Consider the following 22,397-nt stretch of genomic DNA (forward strand, 5'->3'; position numbering starts at 1 on the left):
GGTCAGTGAGCGACTCGGTGGCTCGGTCCAGTGAGCGGCTCGGCCGCTCGGCCGGCCGGCTAGCGACCCGACGCCTTCACCTGGTCGTCGTACGTCGCCCCCGCCGCGATCAGGAAGCCGATTATCGCGGTGACGAGCGCGACGCTCCCGATGGCGACGACGGCGACGGAGAACAGATCGCCCGGGAGGACCTGTGCGGACGTCAGCAGCGAGACCGCCGTGACGAACCCGATGAGCAACAGGAGACGCCCGAACCGCGCGGCGTCGATCCCGTCGTCACTTGACATAAGCTCTGATCTCGTTGATGACGCCGTCGTATCCGTCCTCGTTCGCCTCCGAGCCGAGCGAGTGGATCGACTGGCAGATCCACATTCCCGCGGTGAAGTTCAACAGCGCGACGAACGACACCAGCCCGAGCTGCGAGTCCACGGTGAGACCGATCAGGAACCCCACCGGGAGCGTCACCGACATGATGGCGTGGATAAGCAGCGACCGCGTCCCGAAGTCCCTCAACGAACTGAGAATACCCGACATATGATCAATATGGGCGCGAACGCGTATATATGCTCGTTCGAACGCGCTCGCGTTTCCCGGACGCGCCGACGCCCGTCCCGGAGACCGTCGAACGGGGGAGCGGAGATCGCACCGGAAGAGTAATCAGATCTGGTAGCACACGACACGGTATGGATCTGAACGACCGGACCCGCGTCAGTGAGGTCATGTCGACGCCGCTAGAGACGATCGGGGGGACCGAGCCGCTCCGTGAGGCCGCGCGCCGGATGGCGGACGACGACATCAGCGCGCTCGTCGTGACGACGGGGGGCGGCTGTATCATCACGCAGAGCGACATCGTCGGCGCCGTCGCGGCCGGCCGCGACCTAGACGAATCCGTCGTTCGCGACGTGATGACCGAGAACGTGGAAACGGTGACGCCGGACCTCATGATGGAGGAGGTCGCGGCGATGATGACGATGTACGGGGTCAAACACCTCCCCGTCGTCGACGACGACTACGTCGGCATGGTCTCGTCGACCGACGTGGCGGCGCAGCTCTCGTGAGTCGAGGGACGCTCGGAAACCGCCGCGCGCCGAGTTAAAACAGGAGCAGGGGAACACCGACCGCGACGCCGACCGCGATCAGCACGAGGTTCCAGATCAGCACCGGGCGGACCAGATCCCGGGCGATGCTCGCCGCGAACGCGGTCTTGACGAGGATGCTCGCGGCCGTGCCGGCGACGACCCCCGTGACCGCGGTGTCGACCGTTATCTGTCCGGTCCCGAGCAGCGAGACGGCGGTCGTCGTCGCGGTCCCGGAGGAGACGAGCCCGGCGAGGAACGAGGTGGCGACGAATCCGGCCGCGCCGAAGGCCCGTTCCGCGCCGGCGGAGGCGAGCAGCACCGCGAGGAACAGCGCGCCGAACGTCAGGGCGTTCCGCAGGCTGAAGGGGGAGGTGAGCTCCGCCTCCATCGTCGTCCGCCAGTCGCTGCGCCACACGGCGATCAGGACGCCGGCGACGGTGACCGCGCCGAGCGGCGCACCGACCACCAAAGCGGCCTCCGGGACGAAGGCGGCGACGACCGCGGCGTTCCGGAGCGCCATCGCGGCGTTCGCCAGCAGGATCGACCCGACCGCGAGGTCGAGCAGGTCCGCCCGCCCCTTCGCGCGCTTCGCCATCTCCGCGACCACCGCCGTCGAGTTCACGAGCCCGCCGAAGAAGCCGGTCACCGCGTAGCCGCGCCCCTGGTACCGCTTCACGAGCACGTAGTTGACGAAGCCGATGGCGCTGACCGCGACGACGAGCGACCAGATGAGTCGCGGCTGAACCGCCCCCCACGGGTCGATCGTCTCGGCCGGGAGCAGGGGGAAGACGACGAACGCGAGGATGGTGAACTCCACCGCGCTGCGGACCTCCTCGCGGGAGAGCCCCCACGCGAACTGGTGGAGCTCCCGCTTCAACACGAGCAGCAGCGACGAGAGCACCGCCACCGTCACCGCCTCGATGAAGAACTCCTCGGCGACGAGCGCCCCCACCCCGTAGGTGACGAGCATCGACACCGAGGTTGTGAGCGAGAGCCCGTCGACGTCCTCCTCGACGAAGCTCCGGACCGCCAGGAGGACCGCGCTGGCGACGATCAGCACGCCGCCGACGATCAGTAGTCCGTCGTCGTCGAGCAGCGAGAACACCGCCGACGCGAGGCCGATCAGCGCGAACGTCCGGATCCCCGCCGACTTCTGAGACCACTCCCGTTCGAGCCCGAGGAACATCCCGAGCGCGGTCGCCAAGACGAGCTTCGCGACGTTGCTCCGGAGGTAGACGAGGGGGTCGACCGTATCTATCACGGCCGACCACCCCGCCGACGGTGACGTCGTGGGTCCGACCGAGTCGTCGCGTGCATGACCCGGTGTATCGCACAACCGACCCTATACTTTGGCATGACGGCCGCGCCGTCCGCCGGCGTCACCGGTTCGTCGGCTCGCGCGGGAGGTCCAGCGACTCCGTCAGGTCGTGTTCCTCCCCCGTGATCAGGTAGAGGACGTCCTCGAGAATGACGGCCAGCTCCGGGAGCTCCCGCACCGCGAGGAACGTGATCCCGATCAGCGCGACGACGGCGAGGAGCTGGCTCATGATCCGGTCGGAGATGAGGAAGGAGACCCGGTACGGGTCGGTCGCGCCGAACATCGCGAGCACGAGGTCGGTCTGCCACTGCATGTACTGGTTGCCCGCCACGACGGAGATGAACGTCGTCCGGAGGATGTTGAGCACGTAGATGAGCGGGATCGACACCGCGAGCGCCCGGAGCTTGCGCGAGAGCGGCGCCCGCACGGCGGCGACGAGACCGCCGAAGATGGCCATGCTGCCGAGCCCCGTACACGCCAGGACGACGTGGATAGTGACCGTGTGACCGTCGGGGAGCGTCCACGCGTACGCCGCGTCGTACCCCTCGTAGCTCGTCACGCGCTCCGGCGCGTAGCCGAGGAGGTCGATGAGGAACCCGGTCTGGGTGGCGACGGCCTCGATGAGGACCCGACGCGGCTCGGGGAACGCGACGCCGGCGAGCGAGAACGCCGGGATGGTCTCGAACGGGAGGTAGATGAACAGCATGAGCGAGATGGCCCGCGTGAGCGTGAACAGCGAGGCGCGGCCGTTGTACAGCAGGTAGCCGGCGTAGATGCACGCCGGGACGCCGACGAGCGCCAGGATCGACTCGACGTAGCTCTGGTGCTCGAACGCGAAGTACGGCACCGTCGTCAGCCAGAAGAGCCCGAACAGCGCCCAGGTGCCCGCCGCGAGCGACCGACCGGCGGCCAGCCCGCGGCTGTCGAGCAGCCACGACGCGGCGAAGAGGATCGCGACGAGCCACGCGAACGCGAACGTGTCGGGGACCAGGCTCAGGATCGCCGGCACGCCGGGACCGAACATGACCGAACGGTCGGTCGTCGTCGAATAAAGCCCTTGTCGTTGCCGACGGACCGTCGGGAACTCGGGGACCGAAAAGGGGGAGGAGAGCGGCGAAGAGTGAGAGGAGAGCTGGGTAAAGCGAGCGCGACCCGGCCGGTCAGCGCTCGTCGGAGTCGAGCACCCGGATCTGGTCGCCGCGGACGGTGACCGGGATCGGGACCGTCGCCTCGTACAGCTCGACGGTCACCTGGTCTTTCCCCTCGTCGATGCGCTGGACGCGGGCCTTCTCGCCTTTAAACGGCCCGGCGATCAGCTCGACGATGTCGCCCTCGGCGATCCCCTCGACGTCGGGGGTCGGCGAGAGGAAGTGCTCCACCTCGGAGAAGGGGCTCTCTGCCGGTCCGTCGCCGCCCTGGATGACGCCGCGGGCGTGCGGGATCTCGTCGAGGATCCGGGCGAACACGCTGCCGTCCGTCGCCTCGACCATCACGTAGCTCGTGAGCTGGTCGGGAGCGATGACCGCCTGGATCTCCGGCATCTCCTTCTCCGCGAGCATGTCCGCGACGGTGCGCTCCTGACTCGCTGTGGTCTTGACCGAGAAGATCGGCATCAGACGCCGACCCCCGGCAGGAGGCTCATGATCGCGAACATCAGGAAGCCGATGAAGCCGACGAGGAGGATGCCGGCGCCGGCGATCTTCGACACCTGGAGGAACTCGTCGGTGCTCGGCGTGCTCGCGAGTTTCAGCACGCGAACGTAGCTGTTGAGGTCGTACGGAACGTCCATGTTACGACGGGGTTTGAGTCGAGACGGTTTTTACCTTTTGATGCGGGGCGATCCGCCGGGATCGCGGGAAACCGCGAGAAGGAACGCTATCGGGACTGGACGCGGCGGCGCGTCACTCCACGTAGTCGATGTCTTCCATCTCCGCCGCCGCTCCCTCCGGCGGCTCGCCGTTCCGACCGTAGATCTGCGGCGACTCGACGCCGGTCACGACGATCATGGTGCGCATCTCGCCCTCCAGCTCGTCGTCGACGGAGGTGCCCCAGATGATCCGCGCGTCGGGGTCGATCCGGTCGTAGATCTCCTCGACGACGCCCTCGGCCTCCTCGATGGACATGTCGGTGCCGCCCGTGACGTTGACCAGCGCGGAGTTCGCGCCGGAGATGTCGACGTCGAGCAGCGGCGACCGGAGCGCGGACTTCACGGAGTCCTGCGCCTTCGAGTCGGAGTCGGACTCGCCGAGGCCGATCATCGCGACGCCGCCCTTCTCCATGACCGTGCGGACGTCGGCGAAGTCGAGGTTGACCAGGCCGGGCATCGTGATGAGCTCCGTGATCCCCTTCACCGAGCGCATGAGGACCTCGTCGGACACCTTGAACGCCTGTCGGACCGGGAGCTTCCCGACCGCGTCGAGCAGGCGGTCGTTGGGGACGACGATGACCGTGTCACTCACGTCGCGGAGGCGTTCGAGGCCCGCCTCGGCGTTCGTCCGGCGGACTTCGCCCTCGGCGGTGAACGGGGTCGTGACGATGGCGATGGTGAGCGCGCCCGACTCGCGGGCGGCCTTCGCGACGACGGGGGCGGAGCCCGTGCCGGTGCCCCCGCCGAGCCCGGCGGTGACGAACACCATGTCGGAGCCGTCGATCGCGTCCTGGATCTCCTCTTGCGACTCGATAGCGGCCTCCTCGCCGACCTGCGGAAGGGAGCCGGCGCCGCGCCCCTGGGTCTTCTGCTGGCCCATCAGGATCTTCGTGTCCGCCTCGATGTTGACGAGGTGCTGGACGTCGGTGTTGGCCGCGACCAGCTTCGCCCCGTGGATCCCCTCCTCGGTCATTCGGTTGACCGTGTTGCCCCCGGCCCCACCGCAGCCGACGACCGTGATGTTCGTCTGGAGGTCCTGTAAGACGTCCTGCAGCTCGTCGTCGGTCATCGTTCCGGACTGCGGCGGAGCACCGGCGGTGGCATCGTTCGCGCCGGCGCCGGTCTCTCCGGCGTCGTCCGCCGGAGATTCCTCGGCTTCGTCGATGGCGTCCTCCACGATAGAATCCATTATGTGGTGTGGTTGCGACCCGGACGTATTTATTTTTGCCCGATCGTCTGACGCGAGTCAGACGGCGAGAGACCGGCGCGAGCGCGCGGGAGCCGTCGGCTTCACTCCTCTGCGTCCGCGAACTCTGCTACGTCCGCGACGTCGATCGGGAACCGCTCCGTCCGCGACCGCGACACCTCGTCCGGGGTCACCGTCTCGCCGTCGACCGCGACCGACTCGCCGTCGGCGAGCCGACCGAACGCCGGTCCCTCCGGGACGCCGCGGTCCCGCGCCAGTTCGGGGTCGAAGGCGGTCTCGCGGGCGACGACCGCGTCGTCCGCCACCTCGACGGCGTCGTACCCCTCCCCGAGCACCGCCGCGAGGTCGGCGACGAGGTCGGCGTAGGCGGGGGTGTCCGCGCGGTCGGCGAAGGCGGCCGCCCCCGCCGCGCGAGTGCCGGCCTGCTCCGTGTCGAAGGCGACGGCGTTCGCCGCCACGGCCTCTCGGGTCGCCTCCGGGTCGATCCCCTGCGCCCGCGACAGGAGCTCCGCGGGGAGCTCGCGGACCGAGACCGCGTCGGCGTCCGACGCCGCGGGGGAGACGTCCCCGAACCGGAGTCCCTCGTCGACGGTCGCGAGGTCGGTCTCCAACCGCTCGACCAGCGGGAGCGGGCGGTCCCCCACCTCCCGGACCCACGTCTCGCTCACGACGCGGTGTCCGAGCCCCTCCACGACGGCCGCGACCTCGGGCCTGTCGCCCTCGATCACGGCGCGGTCCGCGCGGCTACGCTCGAACGCCTGCTCGATCGTCTCGCGGTTCGCCTCGGGCGCGCCCATCTCGCCGAGCGCCCAGTCGGCGCCGACGTGGCCCACGGCCCACTCGGTCTCGCGGACGATCCGGGTGAACCGGGGCGCATAGTGGCCGCCGCCGAAGCCGACGACGTGGCGGGGCGGAGCGTCGGCCGGGTCGGCCGCGTCGGCCGCACCGTCGGTCGCATCAGCCGTACCGTCGATCACGTCAGCCGCACCGTCGCTCGCGCGGGCGTCATCGTCGCCCGTGAGGTCCGGCCCGGTCCCGCGGAGGTCGAGCACCGCCCGTGCGACCGCCTCTGCCGCCTCCCGGTCCTCCCACTGGGGCTCGTCGGAGCCGAGTTCGACGAACAGCGAGGGGACGGAGGCGCTCGTCGGCCCGTGGTGGGTGCACTCGATGCCGACGTCGTACCCCTCGGGGGCGTGCGCCGCCAGCGCCTCGACGACGCGCTTCTCCGCACCGGGGGCGGCGTTCGCGAGCGTCTCCGGCTCGCCGCCGTACGGCGCCGGCCCGAAGTTGCCGGTGACGTGGGCGGTCAGCAGCTCCCCCGTCTTCCCGGAGTGCCTAGAGACGAAGACGAGGAAGTCGGGATTGGCGTCGCCTGTGTCGCCCGCCTCGCCTTTGTCATCGGCATCATCGACATCGCCTGTGTCATCGGCGTCGTCGGCGTCGCTCCCGAACGCGGCGGCCGGGTCGTCCAGCTCGATGTGGAGGTCGTCGAACTCCCGGAGCTCGAACCCGTCGGTCCGGTAGTAGGTCCCGCCGCCCGCGGCGTCGGGGCGAGTCTCGTCCTCGCGCTCCTCCCAGTCGCCGACCGCGAGCAGGCGCTCGCCGATGTGTTCGGACGCGCTGTCGGCCCGGCTGACGACGATCGCTATCACGGGCGCGGCTCCGTGACGAGCGACCGAATAGGCGTCGGTTCCAGACGGTCATCGGGGGGATTCCCGACGGTGATGAGGCGATTTCCGAGAGTGTCGGGGGTATCTTCAACCGGCGTCGAGGCGATTCCGGGCGATCGCCGGGGCGAGTCCGTGGACGGTCACGGGAACAGCAGGTACGCGAACACGCCGTAGCCGGCGACGAGGACCGCGCCGTCGACCCGGGTGATCCGATCGCCGCGATACATGATCCCGACGAGCCCGACGGTGAACGCGAGCAGCGCGGGGAACTCGAAGCCGCGGACGCCGGGGCTCACGCCGATCGGCCGAATGACCGCGATGATCCCGATGACTGCGAGGATGTTGTAGATGTTCGATCCGACGATGTTGCCGACGCTGAACTCCGCCTCGCCGCGCACGGCGGCGACGACGCTCGCCGCCAGCTCGGGGAGCGAGGTACCCAGCGCGAGCACCGTGAGCCCGATGAAGATGTCGGAGAAGCCGGCCGCGGAGAGCAGCGACTCCCCGCCGTCGATCAGCCACCGCGACCCGAGCACCAGCGCGGCGATCCCGCCGACCACGGCGGTGACGTCGCGGAGGCTGGCGTCCGGCATCTCCGCGCGCTCCGCGGTGGAGATGCCGGACTGGGTCTGCCGGATCCGGCGCATGACCACGACGGTGAACGCCACGAGCGTCCCGAGCAGGAGGAGTCCGCCCGGTCGGCCGATGCGCCCGTTCCAGCCGAGCCCCACGAGCAGCAGCGCGGCGAGCAGCATGAAGGGAACGTGGCGCTCGAACACCGTCTCGGAGACGTTGAGGGGCCGGATCAGCGCGGAGACCCCCAACACGAGCCCGATGTTCGCGATGTTCGACCCGAGGATCGTCCCGAGCCCCACGTCCGTCGACACGGTGACGGCGCCGAGGAGGGAGACGAACAGCTCGGGGGCGGTCGTCGCGAACGCGATGACGGTGACCCCGACCGTCGACGCCTTCAGGCCGACGGCGAGCGCCAGGTCGCTGGCGCCCTTGACGAGGAGTTCGGCGCCAGCGTACAGGAGGGCGGCGCCCCCGACGAGGAGCAGCAGTTCCGTGAGCGGCGACCCGAGCAACACGGCTCTCGGTAGTCGGTCGCGTTTTAAAAAGCGCCGTGGTTCGGGGCGGCCGGGCCCGGACTCGGATCGGTCCGCCGGCTCAGGCCCGCGTCGCGCGGAACTCGCCGTGTTTCATTCCGACGACGAACGCGATGGCGCCGAAGACGAGCATCGACGGGAGAACCATCATCAGCGTCGTCTGGAACCCCATCGGCGTCCCGACGGCGACGCCGGCGGTGCCGAGGGCGACGATCAACACGACGATACCGGCCGCGCGGGGCAGGTCGAACTCCATGCCCGCGGTACGGTTCGCGCGAACCTAAGGGTTCGGCTCCCGGTCGGCCCGGCGTCGCCGGGCCGATCGCTCCGTCCGACGCCCCCGAAACGGATTCCCGGACCCGTTTCCCGGAACGGCGCCCCCTCGCGGCTCACGCCTCGATGATATCGTCCTCGCGTTCCGCCGGCAGCGTCAGCTCCCCCTCGGTCGAGACGACCGCGCGGCCGCCGACCCGGACCTCGTCGCCCTCGACTCGCACCCTGACGTGCCCGGGGCGGTCGACGAAGTGCCCCTGCTCGAACCGGAGCTCATCGGGGAAGTCGCCGTCGAACGCGTCGACGGACCGGAGGTACGCCCCGACCGCGCCGCTGGCCGTGCCCGTCACGGGGTCCTCGGCGACGCCGACGGCGGGCGCGAACGCCCGGCCGTGGAGGGTCGACGCCGCGTCGATCGCGTCGAACGTGAACGCGTAGATCCCGGCGGCGTCGTGGGCGTTCGAGATGTCCTCGACGGCGGCCGCGTCGGGCTCCGCCTCCCCGAGGCGTTCGAGGAAGTTGACGGGGACGACGAGCCACGGGAGCCCGGTCGAGGCGACGGCGACGGGGAGGTCGGCCCCCACGTCCCGGAGGGCCGCGGGGTCGATCCCGAGCGCGTCGCCGAGCCGGTCGGCGTCGAGTTCCGTCTCGTCCACCGCCTCGACAGTCGGCGGGTTCTGCCGCATCCAGACGGTGCCGTCGTCGTCGACGCGGATAGAGAGGTCGCCGACGTTCGTCCGGAGCGTTCGCTCGCCGGCGTCGATCTCCCCCGCGGCGTACAGCGCGGCGTAGCTCGCGATCGTGGCGTGGCCGCAGAGATCGACCTCCGTGGAGGGGGTGAAGTAGCGGAGCCGCTCGTCGGCGCCGTCGCCCGCCTCGAAGCGGAACGCGGTCTCGGAGGCGCCGAGCTCGGCGGCGACTCGCCCCATCCGATCGTCGCTCAGTCCCGCGGCGTCCGGGAGGACGCCGGCGACGTTCCCGGCAAGCGGTTCGTCCGTGAACGCGTCGACGAGCAGCGCGCGTCGCGTCTCCATGCGTCACCCTCGTGGGGCGGCCTCAAAAGGGTCCCGAGCCGACTGGGGGCGATGTCAACCCTTTTGCCCTCCACGCCGGATGTACCCCTATGGGCCTCTTCGACCGGTTACGCGGGAACGACACCCCGCGCGTGGCGTTCATCGGGATCGACGGTCTCCCGTACGGTCTCGTCGCCGACAACCCGGACACGTTCCCGACGCTGTCGGCGATCGCCGACGACGGCGACGGCGGAGCGATCGACAGCGCCGTGCCGCCGGAGTCGAGCGCGTGCTGGCCCGTCCTGACCAGCGGCCAGAACCCCGGCGAAACCGGCGTGTTCGGGTTTCAGGACCGAGAGATCGGGTCCTACGACACCTACGTGCCGATGGGCCGGGACGTCCAGTCGACCCGCGTGTGGGACCGCGCCACCGACGCCGGACTCGACACGACGGTGATGAACGTCCCCGTCACGTTCCCGCCCCAGCGGACGGTTCAGCGGATGGTGTCGGGCTACCTCTCGCCCGACGTGGACAAGGCCGCCCACCCCGACGAGCTCCGGGAGTACCTCACCGAGAGCGACTACCGGCTGTCGGTGAACGCGAAGCTGGGGCACAAGGCGGACAAATCGGAGTTCGTCGAGCACGCGCGGGAGACGCTCGACGCCCGCGCCGCCGCCTTCTCCCGGTACGTCGAGCGCGACGACTGGGACCTGTTCGTCGGCGTGTTCACGGCGCCGGACCGGATCAACCACTTCCTGTGGGGCGATTACGCGGAGGACGGGGCGTACCGCGAGGAGCTCCTGGAGTTCTACGCCGCGCTCGACGAGCACATCGGCGCGATCCGGAAGGCGATCCCCGACGACGTCCGCCTCGTCGTGGGCTCGACCCACGGGTTCGCGCGGCTCCGCTACGACGTCTACTGCAACGAGTGGCTGGAGCGAGAGGGCTGGCTCTCGTACGGCGACGCCGACCACGGCGCGTTGACCGACATCGACGAGGACACCCGCGCCTACTCGCTCGTTCCCGGTCGGTTCTACCTCAACTTGGAGGGGCGCGAACCGGAAGGAGTCGTGCCCGAGTCGGAGTACGAGTCCGTGCGCGCCGAGCTACAGGATGCTCTCAAGGCGTGGGAGGGTCCCGACGGGAAGCCGGTCGCGAAGCGCGTCGTCGAGCGCGAGACCGTCTTCCGCGGCGACCACGACGAAATCGCCCCGGACCTCGTCGTCATCCCGAACGAGGGGTTCGACCTCAAGTCCGGCTTCCGCTCCCACGACGAGGTGTTCGACCCGGACGGCCCGCGGACGGGGATGCACACGTTCGAGGACGCCGCCCTGTTCATCGACCACCCGGACTCGAACATCGAGGACGCGGACCTCCTCGACGTCGCGCCGACCCTCCTGCGGCTGCTCGACGTCGACTACGGACGGACCGACCTCGACGGCGCGAGCCTGATCTGAGATGGAACGGACGCCGGACGGGACCCCGGTCGGCGTCGACGACCCGTACGCGGTCGCCGGCGTCTGCGACCACCTGACCGACGACGGTCGCTGTCGGTTCGCGCTGACGCGCGCCGGCGACGACCCGGCGTTCGCCGCGGCCCGCCGCGCAGACGGCTACGCCTGCCACGTCGGTCCCGACGGCGCCTGGCGCCGATGTCCCCACTACCGCTCGACGACCGACGGTCGCGAGTGTCACCGCTGCGGGCTCGAAGAGGTGCGTATCGCCCACGACGACGAGCGACCGCTGGTTGAGGAACACCACCTCTCGTACGGGAGCGCGGGCGGCGGCGAGGCGGGTAACGGGAACGCCGACGGCGACGAGGAGGGCGAGGCCGGCCCCCACGAGATAACGGTCGCGTTGTGTCGCTGGTGCCACACGAAGGTCCACAAGTCGTTCGCGCGGATCGACGACGACGCGAGTCCGGATCCCGAGGCGATCGCGGAGCGAGAGAGCCGCAACGGTCGTCAACAGGAGGAACTCTCGTTCGGGACCGCCGCCGAACGGTTCGACCCCGACGCCGACGACGAGACCTGATCCGCGTGAACAAGCGCTTCCGGTTCCGAAGCGAGAGCGTGATCGCATCGTCCACCGCTCGAAAGGACCGATGTAGCAGTTACCCGTCGAACGGATCGGCGAAGTCCCCACGGATGAAGTAGCGCACGAAGTTACCGTAAGTCCGATCGCCCGGGTGGTCGGCGACCTGTTCGTACCGGACGTTACCGTCGCCGTCGATCACGTACGTCGCGGCGATTCCCGTGGTCCCCCTGCCGGTCTCTTCGGTCCCGCTGTACTGCGACGCGACCTCGCCGCCGGGGTCGCTAAGCAACTGAACGTCGAGATCGTACCGGTCGCGCATCTCTGTGAGCGGCCCGATCGAATCGGTCACGACAGGGAGGATGTCCACGCCGTCGTTGAACCAGAGGTCGTAGGAGACCTCGCTGAAGGTCTGGAGCTGTTCCGCACAGAAACTACACCAGTGCCCGCGGTTGATCAGCACGACACTCGGACCGTCCTCCAAAGTATCAGAAAGAGTTACTTTCTCGCCGGCCGTGGATTCGAGCGTGAAATCGGGTGCCTGAGAGCGTTCGAGTGACACGCCTGCGATTGAACGGTCACCCATTTTACTCTGGCGTGGACTGGTAGCGGCACCGCACGGTCGCCACGCGTGCCCACCTCGCGGGGGACCGGCGGCGCCGGTGTCGACGCCGGTCCGATTCCGGAGCCGATCTCGGGCGGCGGGAGCAACGAAAAGCACGCCTGAGGCGCCTTCGAGCGGACAAGTGGGCGCTTCGACCGCGACGGGTGTCGACCAGTGCGGGATTCAGGCGTCGGACCGCGGCCGGATCAGGTTCGCGAGCGAGACGAGCACGCCGAGGAACCACCCGAGCGGGACGGAGATGCCCAGCCACATCAGGACGTAGCCCAGGCCGGCGACGCCCCACTGCTCGCCGAACGTCTCCAAGTCGAAGGCGCCGCGGAGCGTCTCGTTGATCCCGCCGACGGCGAGGAACGTGTCGAGGATCCAGACCGCGAGGTCGTAGCTCGGATCGAGCACCAAGTTCGAGATAGAGGGCGTGAGGAGCCCGGCGACCACCGGCGGGAGGAAGATGGCCGTCATCGCGAACGGGTACGCGAGGAGGACGCTGACGAACCGTCCGCCGACCTTCGAGAACCCGGCGGCCGCGCCCGCGGAGACGACCGCGACGACGCTGGCGCCGCCGATCCCGAGCATCACCTCGGTCGGTAGTTGAAAGTGCGCGAGGAGTGTGAGCGACCCCCAGACCAGCGTCGCGACGAGGACGGCGCCGAGCACGCCGAAGCGGGCCACCGCCGAGTCGAGTTTCGCGGCGTAGAACCGCGTGGCGAATCCGACGAGCAGGAGCGGGTACGCGACCGCGACGAGCGGTCCGCCGAGTATCGCCCAGACGTAATAGCCGACCGTCTGGACGGCGGTCTCCGGTTTCCACTTCCCCAGCACCGCGCTCGGATCGAGCTGTCTCGGGAAGACGACCTCCATCCACGTCTCGTGGAGTCGAACCACGTCAAGGAGGAGCGCTTCCACCAGCCCTGTCTGTCCTCGGCGTTCCATTTGGCTCACCTCGCGCACGCCACACCGTGAACTTTGTGCCTTCGTTCGCGGGGCTGACACCAAACGCGGGTTCTTCGTTCGTTGGCCTGACACCAAACCTGCGCCGTCGATTATCAGACAGGAAACCTCACGCCGATACGCTTAAGCGTTACAGCGGGCCTAACACTGCTCATGCACAGACGTGGACTGCTCGCGGCGATTGCCGCATCGACGTCCGTCGCCGTCGCCGGCTGCGCCGGGGGCGAGGACGGGAGCTACGAGTACGACGCGGACCCGGCTCGGGTCCCGTCGGAAGCGGCCTCGGATGCGGGATACGAAGGCGAGGAGCCGGAGTCGTTCACCATCGAGCAGGAGTTCGACGTGGCCGGCGTGAACGCCCAGGTGTCGGCGACGACCTGGGTCGCCGGGTACGAGAACCAAGAGAACGGGTCGGCGCTGTTCGTGGCGAGTACGCCGGACGCGGCGGTCGGTGGCCAGTCGGTCAACCCTCTCGTCAGCGCGGACGACGCGGAGCTGATCCGCCGGCTGTTAGAACAGGCCGACCAGCGCGGAATCGGCGGCGAGGGCACCGACGTGGAGGCCGAGGACATCGAGAACCGCGGCTCCGAGACGCGGACCGTCCTCGGACAGGAGACCGAGGTGTCGGTCCTCGAAACCACGATAAACGCGGAGGTCGAGGCCGGGAACAACCAGAGCGGGAGTACCGAGGACGTCCCGGCGTTCCTCTACGTCGCGACCGTCCAACACGACGGGGACGTGGTCGCGCTCGTCGGCGTCCACCCGACCGCGGTCGACGCCCGGGACGCCGTCCTCTCGCTGATGGAACAGGTCGAACACTAGCCCGACCGCCAGCGCGCCAGTCCCGTCTTTTCGAGCGCTCTAGCGACGCAGAGCGGCCGCTCGGATCGCCGGAGTCGAAGCGATTATATCGTCGTTGTTTCCGCGATTAGAAGCTTCTACGTCCGTTAATCCTTTAATAAACAATCAACCGAGTGAGCGTGTTCCACGAAGACCAGCCGACGGCAGGGTTGCGAGCTCGTCGATTCCCACGACTCGGGCGCTCTCCTAGCCGCGGCTCTGTCGATTGTGGGTCGTTACGATGGATCCAAGAAACTCAATCCAACGCCGATTGACGGCACTCCTAGTCATCTGCGTTATCGGACTTTCGGCTGTCGCAGTTGGGGTGACTCTGGCGGCTGCGGAAACGAATGGGAGTCGGTCGCCCAATATATCAAATTCAGGAGATTTTGATTCTATTAATGGCTCTATCATCGTTCAAGATCAGGCAACAGTTTCTACGAATTTTGTTAGAAACAGCAGAACCGAATCTGGAGTGACAACCAGTAAAATTGATTCAGAAGTAAATTCAACTGTTGTTATTACTGACGGAGAAGATAGCGACATTGTTGGTTATAACTCCCTCACAGTGAGAGAGATAAACAGTAAAGACAAGATTTCACTCAATACATCAAATCTTGGTGGGGAGATTGAGGTGTACCTCATACCGAGTGAGAGAATTAGCATTGATCAGGACATGATCAATACAAAGCTATCTGATCAGGCGAAAGAGTCTGCAATTGATAAAGAAAGCGCGCACGTGTACTTAGGTACTGTTGAGTTTAAAAATCAAGAATATAGTGAAGGACGAGTAGCCAACATCTCTGTAGCAACATCTGAAGTACGAGACACGATCGGGATGAACACTCCATATATTATTTCTATCCATCCGATCACCGCTAATAATAAAATTATCTATGACGAATATGTTGGGTACTCAGATGTTCTTGTTGGTATGAACAGTGGGGTCAAAATCCCCGTTAGAGACGCTGATGGAAATAAAAGTAGAATTTGGCACAGTAATCAATACGTAGCAACTGTCCGGCTTGCGAAGGGACAAGAATTAGACAAACCTGTTAATTTGACCTCAACGAAACGATTACCAAATTCCGATATAAAAGGTCAATTTGTACAGGGAGATGTGTCAGACAGTGCGAATATACGCATTTCCAGTTTACCCTCACAAGTAAACAATGGTAGCAAGCTTGATCGTGAGTTCAATGACACGAATTACACTGGCAGGCAGTTGTATTCTGGAGAAGTTATTCTTTTCAACAATAACTCATCCTCAACAAGTTCTATTAAGTTACATAAGAGAGTAACAAATAACACTTCAAAAATAGTTGGATTAGGAACCTATCTGGATGACACAGAGGATGTGATTTTTAATACAACTGGCTTGCAGACAGGTGAGTATTCGCTCGCCGGCAGCGGATTTGAGAAGAAAAACCAGTTCAAGTTAATTGGAGGTAGTGATCAAAAAGTAGAATTTTCTGATATCAAGAAAGAAGCAAGAATCGGAGTACAATCCGATTATATGTTGTATCATCATACCCCCAAAGTCAGTTTAGAAATTTCTGACGCATATACGAACAACACACTCGCAACTGCTAATCTCTCCACACCGTCGTCCGGACGCACTTCGGTCGGTCTCAACACGTACGCGCTCGGTAACGAATCACTGACGGACAGCCTCGTCACCGCGGGACCGGGGGCGACCGTCGAATCGGTCGACACATCAGTGTCGAACGGGACGCTCCCGCCGGGAGAGTACCGGATCGAGGTCCGTTCCGCACAGGGGCTCGCCGAGACGAGCGACGAGGCGACTGTCACAGTCGGGAATCGGTCGACGAGCGGGCTGAACGCCTACGCGACGACCACCCTCGATCGGGACGCTCTCGGGACGGCCGGCGCGGTGCGCCGAGCGATCGAGGACGGAACGCTCTCGCCGACGTCGACCGTCACCGCGGACGACACCGTGGTGTACGCCGTCAACGCCACGGGACTGACCGGGTTGCCGGCCGCGCGGAACGCGACCACGGAGTCGGGCGCCGACCTAGCCCGGCTCGACGGACTCGCGTTCGGCGTGCGGTCGAACGCGTCGACGCTCTCGGCGGCGACGGGTGACGACCGAACCGGCGCGGTGGGAGCGGCTCCGAAGAACTCCTCCGTTCACATCGACGACGAGGGACTCTACCTCATCGCAGAGGGCGACGACGCCCTCGCGACCGACGAGACGCCCGCGGGCGGGGAGGACTTCACCGCGGAGTTCCGGGTGACCGACGAACGACTGCGCGAAGCCGCGTCGGACTCGGCGAGCGATCACAGCGCGTCGACGACGCTGACGTTCGAGGTACCGCCGCCGGACGAGGCGGACGGCGACTCAGAGGGTGGCGACTCGCTCGGAGGCGGTGGTAGCGCGGGCGGTGGTAGCGCGGGCGGGCCGGAGGGCGGAGGACCGGTCGGCGAACCGACCGGCGGCGGGACGTCCGGCGGGGGCCCATCGACAGGCGGAGGCGGAACTACCGGCGGCGGGCCGACCGGGTCGCCACCCGAGACGGGCTCCCAACCGAGCGGCGGCAAGGCGGAGGCGCCGGGGGACGCGACCGGTACCGGGCCGCGGCCCGATCTCCGAGTGAGCGGGGGCCAGTTCGGCGTCCGTCCGCTCGCCGACGTCCGGCCGATCGCGCGCGAGAATCATACCGGATCGCCCGCGTCCGTCTCGCGTACGTCGGTGCCCGTCGATACGGGCGCCGCCCCGTCGGGAGGTGAAATCGCGCGCTCCGAAACGGGCGCGGACCGCGGTGGCGCCGGCACGACCGGTGCGGACGCGGGGAGCGACGAGGCCGCCGGTACCGACGGGGTATCCGGTACCGACGAGGCCGCGGGGACGAATGCGGGCGACTCGCGATCGCGCGGGGGCTCAGATTCGACGGCGAAATCGGACGCGGCGGACGCGGAACCCCAGACCCCGACCTACGACGACGCGCCGATCCGGACGACCGCCGACGACGTCCCCGGGTTCGGTCCGCTCGTCACCGTGGTCGCGTTCCTGCTCGCCGGGCGGCTCGCCGCGCGCCGACGGGGTCGGGAGCCGTGAGGCGACGCCGCGACGCCCTCGCAGCGGTATCCTTTTGCTGGATCGCCTCCTCCCGTCGGGTATGAGCGTGACCATCACCCCGCCGCAGGAACGCGAGTGCGAGCTGTGCGGTCGCCGGGAGCGGTGGGACGATGAGGCCACCGGCTGGCAGATCGCCGACGAACCGGGCGAGGTCTACTGCATCCACGAGTGGGACATCAACGGGACGTTCACACCGCTTCGCGAGTGACCGCGCGTTTTGAGTCGACGACCGATCCGGTCACGGCCGGCGATGCCGCACCGTCGCCGATTGACGATAGCGGATCGATCTCCGGAAACTAACTCGGTCTCGGCGCGGTCAGCGTCGACTCGAACGGAGTTTCTCCCCTCAGTTCGGATATAAGTGATCGAACCGTGATCGTATCGAGTGTTATTCACCCCTGATGAATAATTACCTTATATTCCCTAATGTGTGTACGATGGATCCTACCCGTATCAGGGTTATACCTTTAAGTGATAATCTGTGAGTGGTGTGCATGACCGAGCCACGTAGTGACACCCGGGGGGAGTCGGAACCCTCGGGCCACGGTGGGGGGCTTGCGGACGTATCAGACGAACGGTCGAACTGCGGGATCGGCGGGATCGTCGACCTGGACGGAGACCCGAACCACGAGACCGTGACCGACGCGGTCCGGTTGCTGGAGAACCTCGAGCACCGCGGGACCACGGGCGCAGAGGAGAACACCGGCGACGGGGCCGGCATCATGGTCGCGCGCCCGGACGGCTTCTTCCGCGACGTCGTCGACGCCGACCTGCCCGACGAGTACGCGGTCGGCTCCGTCTTCATGCCGACCGAGGGGAGCGTCCAGGCCGAGATCCACGACGTCATCGCCGAGGTGTTCTCCGTCTACGGGCTGGAAGTGCTCGCGTGGCGCTCCGTGCCGACGGACAACGCGGACCTCGGCGCGACCGCGCTCGACTCCGAGCCGGAGATCGCCCAGCTGTTCGCCGCGCCCGTCGAGGGGGCCGGCCTCGCCGAGCGGTTCACCAGCGAGGAGACCCGCCCCGACGACGTCGACCCGGAGCTCCTCGGTTTCGACCGCGCGCTCTACGCCGCCCGACGCGAGATCGAGAACGCGGTCGCCGACGTCGACGGCGCCGGCCGGTTCTACGTCTGCTCGCTCGACCGCCAGCGCGTCGTCTACAAGGGCCTGCTGAAGGGCTCGCAGCTCGCCGGCTACTACCCGGACCTGACCGACGAGCGCTTCGCCAGCCACGTCGCCTTGGTCCACGCGCGGTTCTCGACGAACACGCTCGGGGCGTGGCACCTCGCGCACCCGTACCGTAACATCGTCCACAACGGCGAGTTCAACACGATCCGCGGGAACGTCAACTGGATGCGCGCCCGCGAGAACGACCTCGACCACCCGGCGTTCGGCGCCGAGCTCGACACGATCAAGCCGGTGATCGACGACCCGAACCAGTCCGACACCGCGAGCGTCGACAACGCGGTCGAACTCCTCCTGCAGGCCGGCCGGGACCTCCCGCACACCCTCCGGATGCTGATCCCGGAGGCGTTCCGCGACGACGACCTGATGGACGCGGCCCGCACCGACTTCTACGACTACCACGCCTCGCTCGTCGAGCCGTGGGACGGCCCCGCCCTCGTCATCGGCTTCGACGGCGACCGCGTGGCCGGCGTCCTCGACCGCAACGGGCTCCGCCCGTGCCGGTACGAGGTGACCGACGACAACCGGCTCGTCGTCGGGAGCGAGGTCGGCGCGCTGCCGACCGACCCCGCCGACGTCCGGCGCCGCGGGCGGCTCCAGCCCGGCGAAATCTTCGTCGCCGACCCCGAGGAGGGGCGGATCGTCCCGGACGACGAGGTGTTCGACGAGCTCACCGACGAGAAGTACGGCGAGTGGGTCGACGAGCGTCAGATCGGCCTCGACGAGGTCACGGCCGAGGTCGGTAGCGGAGACAACGTCGAGAGCGACGAGGGACGCGGAGTCGACGCCGAGAGCGACGACGAGATGACCGTCCGGTCCCACCAGGCCGCGTTCGGCTACACCACCGACTCGCTGAACCACCTCGTCGAGCCGATGGCGAAAGACGGGAAGGATCCGGTCGGGTCGATGGGCGACGACACGCCGCTGTCGGTGCTCGCCGACGTCGACCGCCCCCTGTTCACCTATTTCAAGCAGCTGTTCGCGCAGGTGTCGAACCCGCCGATCGACTACATCCGCGAGGAGCTCGTCACCTCGCTGGAGACCCGGATCGGGAACCAGCGGAACCTGCTCGACGAGACCCCCGAGCACGCCGAGCAGATCGTCTCGGAGTCGCCGATACTCACCGACGCCGACACGGCCGCGCTGAAGGCGTTGGACGGCGAGCCCGTCGACGGCGAGGGCCCGGCGTTCTCCTCGGCGACGGTCGATATCACGTACGATCGGGAGGCGTCGCTCGTCGACGCCGTGACGGAGATCCGCAACGAGGTCGCGGCCGCGATCAGAGACGGCACCGACGTGGTCGTCCTCTCGGACCGCGCGGTCGGCCCCGACCGGCTCGCCGTCCCGAGCCTGTTGGCAACCGGCGCGGCCCACCACCACCTCGTTCGGAACGGGCTGCGGAACCGCGCCGGCATCGTCGTCGAGTCGGGCGAGCCGCACGAGGTACACCACGTCGCGACGCTCGTCGGCTACGGCGCCGACGCGGTCGACCCGTACCTCGCGTACGACTCCATCTCCGACGTCGTCGCGGGGCCCGACGGGGCCGACGAGGCGGAGGCGCTCGCGGCGTACCGGGGCGCTCTGGAGGACGGGCTGCTCAAGACGATGGCGAAGATGGGCATCTCGACGATGGAGTCGTACCAGGGCGCCCAGATCTTCGAGGCGGTCGGACTCAGCTCCGAGTTCGTCGGCGAGTACTTCGAGGGGACCGAGATCCGCACCGAGGGGATCGGGATCGGGGAGATCGAAGACGACCTCCGGACGCGCCACGCGATGGCGTTCGGCGCCGACCCCGAACTGGAGACCACCGGCGAGTACGAGCACCGCTCGTCGGGGATCAAACACGGCTGGAACCCGCAGACGGTCGGGACGCTCCAGCAGGCGGTCCGGGGCGGCGACTACGAGCAGTATCAGGAGTTCGCGGAGCTGGTGAACGACCAGTCCGAAGCGCTGCAGACGCTTCGCGGACTCCTCGAGTTCGAGTCGGACCGCGACCCGGTGCCGGTCGACGAGGTCGAGCCGGTCGAGTCGGTCGTCGAGCGCTTCTCGACGGCCGCGATGAGCCTCGGGAGCATCTCGCCGGAGGCCCACGAGAACAACGCGATCGCGATGAACCGGATCGGTGCGAAGTCGAACACCGGCGAGGGCGGCGAGCCGCCGGAGCGGTTCGGCACCGAGAAGGCGTGTTCGGTCAAGCAGGTCGCCTCCGGCCGGTTCGGCGTCACCGCCGACTACCTCGCGAGCGCGGACGAGCTGCAGATCAAGATGGCGCAGGGGTCCAAGCCCGGCGAGGGCGGCCACCTCCCCGGCGAGAAGGTCAACGAGATGATCGCGCACGTCCGGTGTTCGACGCCGGGCGTCGGGCTCATCTCGCCGCCGCCGCAACACGACATCTACTCGATCGAGGACCTCAAGCAGCTCATCTTCGACTTGAAGGCCGCGAGCCCCGACGCCGACGTCAACGTGAAGCTGGTGTCTGAGGCCGGCATCGGCACCATCGCGGCGGGCGTCGCGAAGGCGAACGCGGACGTCGTCCACGTCTCCGGGCACTCCGGCGGGACGGGCGCGTCCCCGAAGACCTCCATCAAGAACGCGGGGCTCCCGTGGGAGCTCGGGCTCGCCGAGACGAACCAGATGCTCCGCGCGACGGGCCTGCGCGACCGCATCCGCGTCACCGCGGACGGCGGGCTCAAGACCGGCCGCGACGTCGCGGTCGCGGCCGCGCTGGGCGCAGAGGAGTACGTGTTCGGCACGGCGTCGCTCGTCACGTCCGGCTGCGTGATGGCCCGGCAGTGCCACGAGAACACCTGTCCGGTCGGCGTCGCGACCCAGCGGGAGGACCTCCGCCAGCGCTTCCCCGGCCAGCCGGACCACGTCATCAACTACATGACGTTCATCGCCCAGGAGCTCCGCGAGCTCATGGCGGAGCTCGGCTACACCGAGGTCGAGGAGTTCATCGGGCGCCCCGAGCTGCTCTCGCAGCGCGAGACGGACCACGAGAAGGCGAAGCACCTCGACCTGTCGTCGGTGATCGCCGAGCCCGCGGGCGACGCCCGGACCAAGACGCGCGAGCAGGACGACGCCGACATCGAGGCGCTGCTCGACTGGGACCTCATCGACGAGGCGGCCCCGGCCATCGAGGACGGCGCGCCCGTCGCGCTCACCCGCGACGTGGAGAACGTCGACCGCGCGGTCGGCGCGACGCTCTCGAACCGCGTCGTCAGCGAACACGGCGGCGACGGGCTCCCGGACGACACCATCAGCTGCCGGTTCGACGGCTACGCCGGCCAGAGCTTCGGCGCGTTCCTCGCGTCCGGCGTCACCCTCGAGCTGACCGGCGCCGCCAACGACTACCTCGGAAAGGGGCTCTCGGGCGGTCGGATCGTGGTCAACACCCCCGAGGAGGCCGGCTACGACCCGGCCGAGAACGTCGTCGCCGGCAACGTCGGCCTCTACGGCGCCACGGACGGCGAGGTGTACGTCAACGGCGTCGCCGGCGAGCGGTTCGGCGTCCGCAACTCCGGCGTACGGGCGGTCGTCGAGGGCGTCGGCGACCACGGCTGCGAGTACATGACCGGCGGCGTCGTCGCCGTGCTCGGCGACACGGGCCGGAATTTCGCGGCCGGGATGTCCGGCGGCGTCGCCTACGTGCACGACCCCGACGACCGGTTCGACGAGCGCGTGAACCGCGGGATGGTCTCCGTCTCGGCGACGCTCGACGACTCGGACGAGCGCATGCTGCGCCGGCTCGTGGAGAACCACCGCGCGTACACCGGCAGCGACCGCGCGGCCGAGCTGCTCGACGACTGGGCGGCGACGCTGAACGACTTCGTCCGCGTCTTCCCCGACGCGTACGCCAACGTCATCGCCGAGGGCAAGGGCGCCGACGTGCGCGACGAGCCCCCGGAGCCGGCCGAGGCCGTCCCGGGCGCCGTCAGCGATCCGACCGAGCAGGCGTCAGGCGACGACTGATCGGGCGGTCGCCGGGGCTTTCCCCCGAGGAGGAACGTGCCCGAGATTCCGGGCGTCCCCGACGGTAGCCGTCTGAAGTGGCGTCACGGACACCGGCACATATCCCACCTATTTGATTGTTTAACCGCCTCCGGCCGGTGATGTTAAGTTAAGAA

At 67.8% G+C, this 22,397-nt stretch carries 20 protein-coding genes; 7 read left to right on the forward strand and 13 right to left on the reverse strand.

Translation table 11 applies throughout. From position 1 onward, the window contains the following. Window positions 1–59 precede the first annotated feature (59 nt). Window positions 60–287 carry a hypothetical protein gene (locus DJ81_RS06125; protein ID WP_094524548.1) on the reverse strand — a complete coding sequence of 76 codons (228 nt, stop codon included), beginning with the start codon at window positions 285–287 and terminating at the stop codon, window positions 60–62. Then, window positions 277–534: a hypothetical protein gene (locus tag DJ81_RS06130; RefSeq protein ID WP_094524549.1), complete on the reverse strand. Its 258-nt coding sequence runs from the start codon at window positions 532–534 to the stop codon at window positions 277–279. Before DJ81_RS06130 ends, DJ81_RS06125 begins: the two co-directional genes overlap by 11 nt. Before the next feature lie 149 nt (window positions 535–683). Between DJ81_RS06130 and DJ81_RS06135 the strand changes: the two genes are divergently transcribed. Beyond that, a complete protein-coding gene (locus DJ81_RS06135; protein ID WP_094524550.1) occupies window positions 684–1,058 on the forward strand; it encodes a CBS domain-containing protein in 375 nt (124 codons plus the stop codon). Window positions 1,059–1,092: 34 nt separating this feature from the next. Here DJ81_RS06135 and DJ81_RS06140 read toward each other — a convergent pair whose 3' ends face one another. The 9 genes from DJ81_RS06140 to DJ81_RS06180 form a co-directional block, all read right to left on the reverse strand. After that, window positions 1,093–2,340 carry an MgtC/SapB family protein gene (locus DJ81_RS06140; RefSeq protein WP_094526605.1) on the reverse strand — a complete coding sequence of 416 codons (1,248 nt, stop codon included), beginning with the start codon at window positions 2,338–2,340 and terminating at the stop codon, window positions 1,093–1,095. Between the two features lie 118 nt (window positions 2,341–2,458). Continuing rightward, window positions 2,459–3,421, reverse strand: a complete 963-nt coding sequence (gene artA / locus DJ81_RS06145) for an archaeosortase A (RefSeq protein WP_094526606.1) — start codon at window positions 3,419–3,421, stop codon at window positions 2,459–2,461. 136 nt (window positions 3,422–3,557) lie between these two features. Beyond that, on the reverse strand, window positions 3,558–4,010 hold the full coding sequence (locus DJ81_RS06150) for a transcription elongation factor Spt5 (protein WP_094524553.1): 453 nt from the start codon (window positions 4,008–4,010) through the stop codon (window positions 3,558–3,560). Further along, a complete protein-coding gene (locus DJ81_RS06155) occupies window positions 4,010–4,186 on the reverse strand; it encodes a protein translocase SEC61 complex subunit gamma (RefSeq protein WP_092566712.1) in 177 nt (58 codons plus the stop codon). Before DJ81_RS06155 ends, DJ81_RS06150 begins: the two co-directional genes overlap by 1 nt. A gap of 112 nt (window positions 4,187–4,298) precedes the next feature. After that, window positions 4,299–5,453: a cell division protein FtsZ gene (ftsZ, locus tag DJ81_RS06160; protein WP_094524554.1), complete on the reverse strand. Its 1,155-nt coding sequence runs from the start codon at window positions 5,451–5,453 to the stop codon at window positions 4,299–4,301. Window positions 5,454–5,554: 101 nt separating this feature from the next. Then, window positions 5,555–7,123, reverse strand: a complete 1,569-nt coding sequence (locus DJ81_RS06165; RefSeq protein WP_094588975.1) for a D-aminoacyl-tRNA deacylase — start codon at window positions 7,121–7,123, stop codon at window positions 5,555–5,557. Between the two features lie 158 nt (window positions 7,124–7,281). Beyond that, window positions 7,282–8,232, reverse strand: coding sequence for a calcium/sodium antiporter (locus DJ81_RS06170; protein ID WP_094588977.1), 951 nt, complete (start codon window positions 8,230–8,232; stop codon window positions 7,282–7,284). Between the two features lie 79 nt (window positions 8,233–8,311). Next, window positions 8,312–8,506: a hypothetical protein gene (locus DJ81_RS06175; protein WP_094524557.1), complete on the reverse strand. Its 195-nt coding sequence runs from the start codon at window positions 8,504–8,506 to the stop codon at window positions 8,312–8,314. Between the two features lie 133 nt (window positions 8,507–8,639). Further along, window positions 8,640–9,557, reverse strand: a complete 918-nt coding sequence (locus DJ81_RS06180; protein ID WP_094588979.1) for a PhzF family phenazine biosynthesis protein — start codon at window positions 9,555–9,557, stop codon at window positions 8,640–8,642. An 89-nt stretch (window positions 9,558–9,646) separates the two neighbouring features. Between DJ81_RS06180 and DJ81_RS06185 the strand changes: the two genes are divergently transcribed. Both DJ81_RS06185 and DJ81_RS06190 read left to right on the forward strand, forming a co-directional pair. After that, window positions 9,647–10,993, forward strand: a complete 1,347-nt coding sequence (locus tag DJ81_RS06185; protein ID WP_094588981.1) for an alkaline phosphatase family protein — start codon at window positions 9,647–9,649, stop codon at window positions 10,991–10,993. A 1-nt stretch (window position 10,994) separates the two neighbouring features. Then, a complete protein-coding gene (locus DJ81_RS06190; protein ID WP_094526609.1) occupies window positions 10,995–11,570 on the forward strand; it encodes a hypothetical protein in 576 nt (191 codons plus the stop codon). Between the two features lie 79 nt (window positions 11,571–11,649). Here DJ81_RS06190 and DJ81_RS06195 read toward each other — a convergent pair whose 3' ends face one another. Together DJ81_RS06195 and DJ81_RS06200 are read right to left on the reverse strand one after the other, a co-directional pair. Then, on the reverse strand, window positions 11,650–12,156 hold the full coding sequence (locus DJ81_RS06195; RefSeq protein WP_094524561.1) for a peroxiredoxin: 507 nt from the start codon (window positions 12,154–12,156) through the stop codon (window positions 11,650–11,652). A gap of 201 nt (window positions 12,157–12,357) precedes the next feature. Then, a complete protein-coding gene (locus DJ81_RS06200) occupies window positions 12,358–13,098 on the reverse strand; it encodes a hypothetical protein (protein WP_094588991.1) in 741 nt (246 codons plus the stop codon). Window positions 13,099–13,296: 198 nt separating this feature from the next. Here DJ81_RS06200 and DJ81_RS06205 point away from each other — a divergent pair, with 198 nt between their 5' ends. The 4 genes from DJ81_RS06205 to gltB all read left to right on the forward strand — a co-directional run bounded on the left by DJ81_RS06205 (window position 13,297) and on the right by gltB (window position 22,242). Then, complete coding sequence (locus DJ81_RS06205) at window positions 13,297–13,965, forward strand: DUF6517 family protein (protein ID WP_094588983.1); 669 nt, start codon at window positions 13,297–13,299, stop codon at window positions 13,963–13,965. Between the two features lie 1,738 nt (window positions 13,966–15,703). Then, a complete protein-coding gene (locus tag DJ81_RS06210; RefSeq protein ID WP_249269091.1) occupies window positions 15,704–17,062 on the forward strand; it encodes a PGF-CTERM sorting domain-containing protein in 1,359 nt (452 codons plus the stop codon). 61 nt (window positions 17,063–17,123) lie between these two features. Then, the gene (locus tag DJ81_RS19115) at window positions 17,124–17,291 is read left to right on the forward strand and encodes an HEWD family protein (RefSeq protein WP_170938259.1); all 168 of its coding nucleotides are present in this window, start codon (window positions 17,124–17,126) and stop codon (window positions 17,289–17,291) included. 286 nt (window positions 17,292–17,577) lie between these two features. Next, window positions 17,578–22,242 carry a glutamate synthase large subunit gene (gene gltB, locus DJ81_RS06215; RefSeq protein ID WP_094588986.1) on the forward strand — a complete coding sequence of 1,555 codons (4,665 nt, stop codon included), beginning with the start codon at window positions 17,578–17,580 and terminating at the stop codon, window positions 22,240–22,242. Window positions 22,243–22,397: the final 155 nt, after the last annotated feature.

The sequence above is a fragment of the Halorubrum sp. Hd13 genome (genome assembly GCF_002252755.1).
Classification (GTDB): domain Archaea; phylum Halobacteriota; class Halobacteria; order Halobacteriales; family Haloferacaceae; genus Halorubrum.

Coding starts and splice junctions, on each gene's coding strand:
- DJ81_RS06125 (WP_094524548.1), bottom strand. CDS start 287: ATGTCAAGTGACGACGGGATCGACGCCGCGCGGTTCGGGCGTCTCCTG.
- DJ81_RS06130 (WP_094524549.1), bottom strand. CDS start 534: ATGTCGGGTATTCTCAGTTCGTTGAGGGACTTCGGGACGCGGTCGCTG.
- DJ81_RS06135 (WP_094524550.1), top strand. CDS start 684: ATGGATCTGAACGACCGGACCCGCGTCAGTGAGGTCATGTCGACGCCG.
- artA (WP_094526606.1), bottom strand. CDS start 3,421: ATGTTCGGTCCCGGCGTGCCGGCGATCCTGAGCCTGGTCCCCGACACG.
- DJ81_RS06150 (WP_094524553.1), bottom strand. CDS start 4,010: ATGCCGATCTTCTCGGTCAAGACCACAGCGAGTCAGGAGCGCACCGTC.
- DJ81_RS06155 (WP_092566712.1), bottom strand. CDS start 4,186: ATGGACGTTCCGTACGACCTCAACAGCTACGTTCGCGTGCTGAAACTC.
- ftsZ (WP_094524554.1), bottom strand. CDS start 5,453: ATGGATTCTATCGTGGAGGACGCCATCGACGAAGCCGAGGAATCTCCG.
- DJ81_RS06175 (WP_094524557.1), bottom strand. CDS start 8,506: ATGGAGTTCGACCTGCCCCGCGCGGCCGGTATCGTCGTGTTGATCGTC.
- DJ81_RS06180 (WP_094588979.1), bottom strand. CDS start 9,557: ATGGAGACGCGACGCGCGCTGCTCGTCGACGCGTTCACGGACGAACCG.
- DJ81_RS06185 (WP_094588981.1), top strand. CDS start 9,647: ATGGGCCTCTTCGACCGGTTACGCGGGAACGACACCCCGCGCGTGGCG.
- DJ81_RS06190 (WP_094526609.1), top strand. CDS start 10,995: ATGGAACGGACGCCGGACGGGACCCCGGTCGGCGTCGACGACCCGTAC.
- DJ81_RS06195 (WP_094524561.1), bottom strand. CDS start 12,156: ATGGGTGACCGTTCAATCGCAGGCGTGTCACTCGAACGCTCTCAGGCA.
- DJ81_RS06205 (WP_094588983.1), top strand. CDS start 13,297: ATGCACAGACGTGGACTGCTCGCGGCGATTGCCGCATCGACGTCCGTC.
- DJ81_RS19115 (WP_170938259.1), top strand. CDS start 17,124: ATGAGCGTGACCATCACCCCGCCGCAGGAACGCGAGTGCGAGCTGTGC.
- gltB (WP_094588986.1), top strand. CDS start 17,578: ATGACCGAGCCACGTAGTGACACCCGGGGGGAGTCGGAACCCTCGGGC.